Genomic DNA, 9,004 nt, shown 5'->3' on the forward strand with positions numbered 1-9,004 from the left:
GTACCAGTGTGGCCGATACCCTGCGCATCTACGCCGATGAGTTTCGCGACCGGCGTACGCAGGCAGCCGAAGAGATGGGGGCGAAAATTGGTACCAAGTTGATATTCCCACTGATTTTCTGTCTGTGGCCGAGCTTCTTCCTGGTCGCTATTGGGCCGGCTCTGCTCGGGGTGCTCAAAACATTTGGGTGAGATAAGCGGGGGGGGCTGCCAAGCAGGATGGCGGCTCCTGTCGGAGCACAGGGTGGAGCAAATATAAAGTGGATCAGGCCCGGCGCCTGATCCACTTTTATCCTTTTATTCGTTTAACCACGCACGTTCCTGGCCCTGACGTTCTTGCCAGGTAACGTTGGTCTACGCCAGAGGATCGCCCACTGACGTGGCTCATTTGCCGCCGTTGCTCATGCTACCCGCTGCCTTCTGGTCAAAATGTTCAGGAATCGGGTGGGTGAAACTATCCAACCAGCGTTGCATGGAAAGGTCACGTTCGGTGGCCGAAACGCTCTGCAGTCGAGGGGACGCCACTACGCCGCGAATCTGTAGTTGCATCCATTGTTCCGTGCCTTGCTGCGGCACCGAAGAGGGCCCAGGCTCAATAGCCCAGGCGGTCGTGGACAGGCAAGCCATGCACACTATCAACAGCCTCTTGGTATTCATTTGCGACTCCTCGTCTTGTCTACTTGATCGCATTGGCTGAGGCATTGACTACCTCTGTCATGCCTTTACCCTCGGTAGCCACCACTTTTTTGGCCGGGGCCTTGAGTCTTTCCGCGCGAGCTTGAGCATCCGAGACTTGCTTGGGGCTCAGGCTGGCGCGGTTTGCGAGTTCGGCAGCCTGCTTCCAGTTGTCCTGATAGATCAGCAGCGTCACCAAATTGAGTGCCGCCAGCGAGTCTGACGGCTTGAGTTCCATGGCGGTCATAAACTGAAAGCGTGCCTCATTGGGCCGACGCTGGTTGAGGTAGACGACCCCCAGGTCATTACGGATTTTGTCGTCGGTGGGGGCCATCCTCATCGCACGTTCCAGGTGATCGACCGCGGCCGCATTATCATTTCTGGCCACGGCCAACTGGCCCAGACCGTGCTCGCCTTCAGCGGCCAGGCACGTGCCGAGCAGGCTCTTGTACAACGGTTCGGCCTCGTTACGGCCCAGCAGGCGCAGTACTCGAGCCTTGCGCAGGCGAACCTGCGGCAGGTCATCAGGCAGCCCTTCCAGATTCGCCAGGCTGGCATACAAACGGCTATCGTTGGTCATGTCGTCGGCCAGGTTCAGCGACAACTGCTGATCGGAGCTTGGGCTCGAGCAACTACTGGGTCGCGAAGACAGGCCATTTGTGGCACACCCTGCGAGCATCACCGTCGCCGCTATTGCCATGAGCGCTTTCATTGAGTGTCCTCTGGTTACAACACGTTGAACCAGGCTCATTGCGAGAGCCCCATGCGGCTGTCGAAATCACCGTTGTCGAGGAAGTACATGCGGTAGAAGTTCGGGTCGTAATTGCGCAGTTGCTCACCCGGCAATGACGGCAGTTTTGCGTTGACTGCCAACGGTTGAACCAGGTGCGGAGTAACGATCATCAACAGTTCGCGTTCTTCACGGTTGATGGAGTTATTGCGGAAGAACGCGCCGAGAATCGGGATATCGCCCAACCCCGGAAACTTGTTCACCTGGGAGCTGTTGCTGGTACTGATCAGGCCGCTGATGACGAAGCTTTCGCCATCGGCCAGGGAAATGCTGGTATCGGTACGGCGCACGGTAAATGCCGGGACCACGGTGCCGGCGATCTGGATGGCCTTGGTGAAGTCCAGCTCGCTGACCTCGGGTGCTACCTTCAGGGCAATGCGACCCTTGTCGATGATGGTCGGGGTCAGGGTCAGGCGGACACCGAACTCCTTGTATTCGATGGAGATGTTGTCGCTGCCTGAACTGGGCACCGGAATCGGCACTTCACCACCGGCCAGGAAGCTCGCACTTTGTCCGCTGAGTGCTACAAGGCTCGGCCGCGCCAGGGTATAGGCAAAGCCACTGCCTTCCAGCGCATTGATCATCCCCAGCACATTGCCGCCGCCAAAGCCGATATTGAACGTGTCGTTATTGAGCGGGATGTTTGGCGCCAGATTACCAATGTGGCCGGGGGTTACGGTCACCCCGGGTACAGAGCCTGGCGAGCCGAACAGAAAATTGCCGCTCTTGCCGAAGATCGACGTGCTGGCCTCTTTCAGTTTGGTGCGACTGACTTCGACGAAGCGAATATCGGTCTGCACCTGGCTCGGCAACAGCGGGTCTGCAGAAGGCACCGTCGACACGCTGGTCAGCGCTGCGGTGGCCTTGCCCTTGACGAACACCATGCTTTGGCGCGGTGTGGGCGAGCAGGCGGTCCAGACCATCAGGCTGGTGGCTCCGGGAGCTACACCCGTGAGGATAAAGGAGTTGCTGCTGCTGGTTTGCACGTCGGCAACCTTCGGGTCGCCCACTGCCAGTTGCTTGATCGGGACTGGCATACGCAACTCATCCTGAAGCCCTTGGCCGACCTCGAACACGGCGGGCAGACTGGCCAGTTGCGAGCAATTGTTCGCCGCGGCCTGAGCCGCATCCACACCAAGGCCCATCCACAACAGGCCATGGATAATTCGTTTGAAAGCGGGCACGGTACGATAGCTCATTAAGTGCATCCTCGCTGAATAGGCCATCTGCGGGCTAACCTGGTTACCCTGGATCGCTTCATGGCGCCCGGGCCGGCCCTCCACTTCACCAGACCACTAACCATTAATGGTCCTGGCAATATTGCTGGGTGCTGCGCGCTAACAGGTGCAATACGCGGGTCTGACTGACCTGCGCGCGACCTGCGCTAAAACTGTCGTTAGTGATCCAGATACCTGGTCTCGGGGCACATGAGGTTTTTTGCCAACCTTGTTTGGTTCGCACAGGCAACCGACCGGAGCGATATGCACAGGCTCGACAGCAACAGTGGCTATAAACAGTGCTGTCAGCCGACGTGGTTCCCCCAAAAAACAACTGGCAATCAGGCCACAAAGCAGAAAAACGCCAGCCAGGATCATAGTGAGGTATCTCCTTCTGCCAATTCGCTATCTGATCGCTGAACAAAACGTGGACAACTCAAAACCCTATGATTTGCTCTTTGCTTGAAGGTAGTTCAACCGAGGCAAAGCGCCATTGTTTAGAAGAAAAACTTCTGTGCAAATGTGGGTGCGCTGCTGTTTTTCGAGCTGTGCATTCACCCGCGAGCTGGCCCCGCGACGGGGTATTTCCACACGTAATGTGTCCTTTCAAATTGTTACCGGATGCACCAACACGGCGCAAAAACGTGGCTCCGGTAACATCCACGAAAGCGGCTCGGCCACCCTCAAGATTTTTTTGATCATTCCAAAAGCCCCGTTCCAGACGCCTTCCTGTTGCTTCAAAAGCTTTCTTCAGTTGCCATTCAGCGAGTTGGCTGGTTGATTGCATATGCTTGTATGTACAAGTAAGTGTGTGTGCGTAAGAGTCCTCGAAAAGTGTTGACGCACAAGATGGCTTCAAAGCACGTACTTGAGGTTCAGGTTCACAGCGTCACCCGCATTCCAGTAACAGCACCCATGCGCCACAAGCGCCCGTAGTGGTTTTAGGAATTGATAATAATGAAAAGAACATTGCTGACCCTTTCTGCTTTGACCTTGTGCATGGCCGCAGGCGTAGCCACGGCCAAAGAGTACAAAGAGCTGCGTTTTGGGGTTGACCCTTCCTACGCTCCGTTCGAGTCCAAAGCGGCTGACGGCAGCCTGGTGGGTTTCGACATCGATCTGGGTAACGCGATCTGCGCTGAGCTGAAGGTCAAGTGCAAATGGGTCGAGAGCGATTTYGACGGCACGATTCCAGGCCTGAAAGCCAACAAGTTCGACGGCGTGATCTCTTCCATGACCGTGACTCCGGCCCGTGAGAAAGTCATCGACTTCTCCAGCGAGCTGTTCTCCGGCCCGACCGCTCTGGTCTACAAGAAAGGCTCCAGCGTTTCTGACGTAGCCTCGCTCAAGGGTAAAAAAGTCGGCTACGAGCAAGGCACCATCCAGGAAGCCTACGCCAAGGCCGTACTGGACAAGGCCGGGGTAGAAACCAAGGCCTACGCCAACCAGGACCAGGTTTACGCGGACTTGATGTCCGGTCGCCTCGACGCCACGATCCAGGACATGCTGCAAGCCAAGCTGAGCTTTTTGAAGTCGCCGCAAGGGGCTGATTACGAGGTCAGCCAACCGATCGACAGCGAGTTGTTGCCCGCTAAAACGGCGGTGGGTATCGCCAAAGGCAACACCGAGCTCAAGGCCCTTCTCGATAAAGGCATCAAGGCGATCCACGATGACGGCACCTACGACTCGATCCAGAAGAAACACTTCGGTGATCTGAGTCTCTACAGCGGCAAGTAAGGCCCCGGTGCCCGTCCTCGGGACGGGCGCTTTTTTATCGCGATAGGTTCCTGAATTATGTTCGAAGCACTTTTGCAGACACTCGGGCTCTCCGGATTCAGCTTGAAGGGGTTCGGCCCTCTGTTGCTGGAAGGCTCCTGGATGACCGTCAAGTTATCGATACTGTCGCTGCTGTTGAGCGTTCTGCTCGGCCTGATCGGCGCCAGTGCCAAACTGTCCAGCGTCAAACTGTTGCGGATTCCGGCCCAGCTCTACACCACGCTGATTCGCGGGGTACCGGACCTGGTGCTGATGCTGCTGATTTTCTACAGCCTGCAAACCTGGTTGACCAGTTTCACCGAGGTGCTGGGCTGGGAATATATCGAGATCAATCCGTTCGCCGCCGGGATCATCACCCTGGGGTTCATCTACGGCGCGTATTTCACCGAGACCTTTCGCGGCGCGATCCTCGCTGTGCCCCGCGGGCAGATGGAAGCCGCCACGGCCTACGGCTTGAGCCGTGCCCAGCGCTTTCGCTTCGTGGTGTTCCCGCAAATGATGCGCTTCGCCCTGCCGGGCATCGGCAATAACTGGATGGTGATCCTCAAGGCCACCGCGCTGGTGTCGATCATCGGCCTGGCGGACCTGGTCAAGGCCGCTCAGGACGCCGGTAAAAGCTCCTATCAACTGTTCTTTTTTCTGGTGTTGGCGGCGCTGATCTACCTGGTGATCACCAGCGCGTCGAACTATGTCCTGCGCTGGCTCGAACGGCATTACGCGGCAGGTTCCCGGGAGGCTGTACGATGATCGAATTACTGCAGGACTACTGGAAGCCTTTTCTCTATAGCGACGGTTACCACATCACTGGCCTGGCCATGACCCTGTGGCTGCTCAGCGCCTCGATCTTCATCGGGTTCCTGGTGTCGGTTCCACTGTCGATTGCCCGGGTTTCCAACAAGCTTTACGTGCGCTGGCCGGTGCAGTTCTACACCTACCTGTTTCGCGGCACACCGCTGTATATCCAGTTGCTGATTTGCTACACCGGGATCTACAGCCTGGCTGCAGTCCGTGCGCAACCGCTGCTCGATGCGTTCTTTCGCGATGCGATGAACTGCACCATCTTAGCCTTTGCCCTGAACACCTGCGCCTACACCACGGAGATTTTCGCCGGGGCGATTCGCAGCATGAACCACGGTGAAGTCGAAGCCGCCAAAGCCTACGGTCTGACGGGTTGGAAGCTCTATGCCTACGTGATCATGCCGTCGGCCCTGCGTCGCTCGTTGCCGTACTACAGCAACGAAGTGATCCTCATGCTGCACTCGACCACCGTGGCCTTCACCGCCACCGTCCCGGACATTTTGAAAGTGGCACGGGACGCCAACTCGGCGACCTTTTTGACCTTTCAGTCGTTCGGCATTACCGCGCTGATCTACCTGTTGGTGACCTTTGCGCTGGTCGGACTGTTCCGCATTGCCGAACGTCGCTGGCTGGCTTTTCTGGGCCCGGCTCACTAGGACTTAGCGCTCTGTACGGCCGTTCATCAGGCCACGGGCTTTGTCGCCGCTTGCGACGTCTACGCAGCGGCGACCCATTTTCCCTTAGAGGATGCTTGCGCACATGTACAAATTGACTGTTGAAGAACTACACAAGAGCTACGGTAGCCACGAAGTGCTCAAGGGCGTTTCCCTGAAAGCCAAAACCGGTGACGTGATCAGCCTGATCGGCGCCAGCGGCTCGGGCAAAAGCACCTTTTTGCGCTGCATCAACTTTCTCGAAACGCCCAACGACGGCGCGATGAGCCTGGACGGCAAGCAGATTCGCATGGTCAAAGACCACCATGGCATGCACGTGGCCGACGATGCCGAGCTGCAACGACTGCGCACCCGTCTGGCGATGGTGTTCCAGCACTTCAACCTGTGGGGCCACATGACCGTGCTGGAAAACATCACCATGGCCCCGCGCCGGGTGTTGGGCGTCAGCAAGAAAGACGCTGAAGATCGCGCCCGGCGTTACCTGGACAAGGTCGGCCTGCCGGCCCGCGTGGCGGAGCAGTACCCGGCGTTCCTGTCGGGCGGCCAGCAGCAGCGGGTGGCGATTGCCCGCGCACTGGCGATGGAGCCGGAAGTCATGCTGTTCGACGAACCGACCTCGGCGTTGGACCCGGAGCTGGTGGGCGAAGTGCTCAAGGTAATCCAGGGCCTGGCCGAAGAAGGTCGGACCATGATCATGGTGACCCACGAAATGAGCTTCGCCCGCAAAGTGTCGAATCAGGTGCTGTTCCTGCATCAGGGGCGGGTAGAGGAAGAGGGCGCGCCTGAAGATGTGCTGGGTAATCCGAAGAGCGAACGGCTGAAGCAGTTCCTCAGTGGCAATCTGAAGTAAGCACCACCGGTATCTACGCGTCTATTTGCGCCAACTCTTGTAGCGGCTATGAGCGGGCACGATTTACATCGACAGAATCAAGCGTCCGGCGAACAAAATCAGGATCACCCCCATGGTTCGCTCGAACCAGTGGCCCATACGCATGAACATCAGTCGCACCCGAGCGCTGGAAAAGAACAGCGCCACAATCACAAACCACACAGCGTTCACGAAGCACATCCACAGCCCATACAGCGCCTGAATCTGCAGCGGTGTCGAGACGCTGATGAGGGTGGTGAAAATTGCCAGGAAGAACAGCGTGGCCTTCGGATTGGTGGCGTTGGTCAGAAAACCCGTGGTGAATGCCTTGAACAGGGTCTGTTGTTCAGCAGGTTCCTCTGCAACCTTGTCGCCTTCAATCGTCGATTTGGGTTTGCTGCGCAGCAGGCTTACGCCGAGGTAAAGAATGTAGGCGCCACCCACGACCTTGGCCACGGTCAGCAGCCAGGGAGTGGTGTGCATCAGCGCGCCGACCCCAAGCAAGGTGTACAGCACGTGCACCGAAATGCCCGCGCCAATGCCGAGTGCGGTGCATATCCCGACCAGACGCCCAAAGCGCACGCTCTGGCGAATAGTCACTGCGAAATCAGGCCCCGGCGCAACGACGGCGAGAAAGTGGATCGTCGCCAGCGCAAGGAATTCGCCCAGGTAGTTCGAAAGCATTTCAACTCCAGAAAGTAAGGGGTGAGGCATTGCCGCGATAACCGACAAAAAACGACAGACTCAATCGCGGATCGGCCACACCCGGGGTCACCGAGTGCATACACCGCGAATTGAACATGATGAAGTCGCCAGGCTCGGGGCGAATTTCCAGTGCGGGAGGGCCGAGCAGGGCAGGGTCGATGCCATAACTGTCGCCGCGCATTTCGTCGAACTGGTCCGGCGAGATGTCGTGGTCCCACATCTGTAGCGCGCCACCTTCGGTTGGCATATTCAGGTAAACGTTGCAGGCAAATTGCGCCTCCAGGCTCTTGGCCTGAAAGCTGTCGGGGGCGTCCTTGGCGAAAATGTCGTGATGGGCGAGAAAGCACACCCCGGGTTTGACCACGCGGGACAGGCCGACGTACATCTTGCGGCCATAGAGATTTTCCAGGTGAGCACCGGCCGGCCATGACTCGTCGAGCATGCAGCGCAAGGTGTCGACAGGTGAGGAGTAGGGCGCGCAACGAGCCCGCAGTTCGGCGATGTTGGAGGTGGCTCGCTCGAAATAGTCTTCGATCAGCAGGGGCTGGTTTTCTGCTTCATAGAACGCCATGCCGATGCGGCCGATGCTGGGGGCGTTGATGTAGCCCTCGAAGCCGGGGGCGAGAATCTTGTCGCCAATCTGGATGGCGAGGGGCTCGGCGATAAAGCTCTTCAGCCGAATGGCGAGTACTTCTTCGTTGGCCAGCTTTTGTATGCACGTCTCATCGAGACGCTCGACGTCAAGCATCATGTCTTAGATCCATCTATCAGATTGTCGTCGAGCCCGCGAACGCAGGCTCCCCAGGCTTCACGCGATGGCGCGGTTCCGGTGCCGGAGCGACATCGCCGAAAGGTTCAGTCCACGTCGTAGCGAACTGAAAGCGTGCCCTTCTTCTGCGAGAGGGACGCGATTGTGACCTTGCCTAATTCCTGTAGGCGCCGTACATGAGTGCCGCCGCAGCCATAGGCGGGCAACTCGCCGAAACCGATTTCCCGCGCGCCTTCACGCAGCGAAGTCAGGCGTGGCAGGTCGTTGGCAATCCACTGTGCGAGGGCATTTTGCATAACCTCGGCGTCGAGCTCCTGCGACGTTTCCCCTGGCTGGAATGTAACCCGGCCTTCGCCCGGCCAGTGGTGCGCCTTGATCGGCGTCCAGCCCCGGGTTTCGGCGAAATGACCGATCAAGTGGCCGGCTGAATGCAAGCGGCTGTTGAGCTGGCGGCGCTCTTCGTCGACCTTGATCGAGGTCATTCCCGGTTTTACCGGTTGATCGACGTAGTGCACCACCCGATCCTGCTCCTGGACTACCCGCAGTACCTGGCTTTCGCCGATCCAGCCGGTATCACAAGGCTGGCCACCGCCCTGAGGGTGGAACAAGGTGGCGCGCAGCACCACGGCGAACTCGTTCTCGGAGGGCGTGCAATCCAGGACTTCCACATTGGCTTTGAGGTCATCACTATGGAAAAAGAGGCGAAGCGTCATATTCCATGCCCTTATTAAAG

Annotated in this window: 11 protein-coding genes and 1 pseudogene; 5 read left to right on the plus strand and 7 right to left on the minus strand. The window is 58.0% G+C overall.

The window, feature by feature from the left end:
- Positions 1-191, plus strand: a pseudogene (locus AC1DH9_RS14075) (type II secretion system F family protein); the annotation flags it as partial.
- Between the two features lie 192 nt (positions 192-383).
- Here AC1DH9_RS14075 and AC1DH9_RS14080 read toward each other — a convergent pair.
- The 4 genes from AC1DH9_RS14080 to AC1DH9_RS14095 all read right to left on the minus strand — a co-directional run bounded on the left by AC1DH9_RS14080 (position 384) and on the right by AC1DH9_RS14095 (position 3,468).
- A complete protein-coding gene (locus AC1DH9_RS14080; RefSeq protein ID WP_054593378.1) occupies positions 384-656 on the minus strand; it encodes a DUF3613 domain-containing protein in 273 nt (90 codons plus the stop codon).
- Between the two features lie 19 nt (positions 657-675).
- Positions 676-1,386 (minus strand): tetratricopeptide repeat protein, encoded by a 711-nt coding sequence (locus tag AC1DH9_RS14085; protein WP_427545257.1) that lies wholly within the window; start codon positions 1,384-1,386, stop codon positions 676-678.
- A gap of 35 nt (positions 1,387-1,421) precedes the next feature.
- Complete coding sequence (locus AC1DH9_RS14090) at positions 1,422-2,663, minus strand: type II and III secretion system protein family protein (RefSeq protein WP_427532549.1); 1,242 nt, start codon at positions 2,661-2,663, stop codon at positions 1,422-1,424.
- 454 nt (positions 2,664-3,117) lie between these two features.
- Positions 3,118-3,468 carry a hypothetical protein gene (locus AC1DH9_RS14095; RefSeq protein WP_427545259.1) on the minus strand — a complete coding sequence of 117 codons (351 nt, stop codon included), beginning with the start codon at positions 3,466-3,468 and terminating at the stop codon, positions 3,118-3,120.
- A gap of 170 nt (positions 3,469-3,638) precedes the next feature.
- Here AC1DH9_RS14095 and AC1DH9_RS14100 point away from each other — a divergent pair, with 170 nt between their 5' ends.
- From AC1DH9_RS14100 to AC1DH9_RS14115, 4 genes are all read left to right on the plus strand, one after another.
- Positions 3,639-4,418: a transporter substrate-binding domain-containing protein gene (locus AC1DH9_RS14100; RefSeq protein ID WP_054593375.1), complete on the plus strand. Its 780-nt coding sequence runs from the start codon at positions 3,639-3,641 to the stop codon at positions 4,416-4,418.
- 57 nt (positions 4,419-4,475) lie between these two features.
- Entirely contained in the window at positions 4,476-5,204 is a 729-nt protein-coding gene (locus tag AC1DH9_RS14105) for an ABC transporter permease (RefSeq protein ID WP_427532553.1), read from the plus strand.
- Positions 5,201-5,911, plus strand: a complete 711-nt coding sequence (locus AC1DH9_RS14110) for an ABC transporter permease (RefSeq protein ID WP_054593373.1) — start codon at positions 5,201-5,203, stop codon at positions 5,909-5,911. The genes AC1DH9_RS14105 and AC1DH9_RS14110 overlap by 4 nt, the downstream gene beginning before the upstream one ends.
- 103 nt (positions 5,912-6,014) lie before the next feature.
- Positions 6,015-6,779 carry an ABC transporter ATP-binding protein gene (locus AC1DH9_RS14115; protein WP_103317702.1) on the plus strand — a complete coding sequence of 255 codons (765 nt, stop codon included), beginning with the start codon at positions 6,015-6,017 and terminating at the stop codon, positions 6,777-6,779.
- A 63-nt stretch (positions 6,780-6,842) separates the two neighbouring features.
- On the opposite strand, the gene AC1DH9_RS14120 is transcribed toward AC1DH9_RS14115, so the two are convergent.
- The 3 genes from AC1DH9_RS14120 to AC1DH9_RS14130 all read right to left on the minus strand — a co-directional run bounded on the left by AC1DH9_RS14120 (position 6,843) and on the right by AC1DH9_RS14130 (position 8,984).
- Positions 6,843-7,481, minus strand: a complete 639-nt coding sequence (locus AC1DH9_RS14120; protein WP_427545261.1) for a LysE family translocator — start codon at positions 7,479-7,481, stop codon at positions 6,843-6,845.
- Position 7,482: 1 nt separating this feature from the next.
- Entirely contained in the window at positions 7,483-8,253 is a 771-nt protein-coding gene (locus AC1DH9_RS14125) for a 2OG-Fe(II) oxygenase (RefSeq protein WP_427545263.1), read from the minus strand.
- A 104-nt stretch (positions 8,254-8,357) separates the two neighbouring features.
- Positions 8,358-8,984: an alanyl-tRNA editing protein gene (locus AC1DH9_RS14130; RefSeq protein ID WP_427532561.1), complete on the minus strand. Its 627-nt coding sequence runs from the start codon at positions 8,982-8,984 to the stop codon at positions 8,358-8,360.
- Positions 8,985-9,004 lie beyond the last annotated feature (20 nt).

It is taken from the genome of Pseudomonas sp. 05T35, assembly GCF_056396605.1.

Excerpts from the sequence above, each read along its gene's own strand:
- AC1DH9_RS14080 (WP_054593378.1), bottom strand. The coding sequence starts at position 656 with ATGAATACCAAGAGGCTGTTGATAGTGTGCATGGCTTGCCTGTCCACG.
- AC1DH9_RS14090 (WP_427532549.1), bottom strand. The coding sequence starts at position 2,663 with ATGAGCTATCGTACCGTGCCCGCTTTCAAACGAATTATCCATGGCCTG.
- AC1DH9_RS14105 (WP_427532553.1), top strand. The coding sequence starts at position 4,476 with ATGTTCGAAGCACTTTTGCAGACACTCGGGCTCTCCGGATTCAGCTTG.
- AC1DH9_RS14115 (WP_103317702.1), top strand. The coding sequence starts at position 6,015 with ATGTACAAATTGACTGTTGAAGAACTACACAAGAGCTACGGTAGCCAC.
- AC1DH9_RS14120 (WP_427545261.1), bottom strand. The coding sequence starts at position 7,481 with ATGCTTTCGAACTACCTGGGCGAATTCCTTGCGCTGGCGACGATCCAC.
- AC1DH9_RS14095 (WP_427545259.1), bottom strand. The coding sequence starts at position 3,468 with ATGCAATCAACCAGCCAACTCGCTGAATGGCAACTGAAGAAAGCTTTT.
- AC1DH9_RS14085 (WP_427545257.1), bottom strand. The coding sequence starts at position 1,386 with ATGAAAGCGCTCATGGCAATAGCGGCGACGGTGATGCTCGCAGGGTGT.
- AC1DH9_RS14125 (WP_427545263.1), bottom strand. The coding sequence starts at position 8,253 with ATGATGCTTGACGTCGAGCGTCTCGATGAGACGTGCATACAAAAGCTG.
- AC1DH9_RS14130 (WP_427532561.1), bottom strand. The coding sequence starts at position 8,984 with ATGACGCTTCGCCTCTTTTTCCATAGTGATGACCTCAAAGCCAATGTG.
- AC1DH9_RS14110 (WP_054593373.1), top strand. The coding sequence starts at position 5,201 with ATGATCGAATTACTGCAGGACTACTGGAAGCCTTTTCTCTATAGCGAC.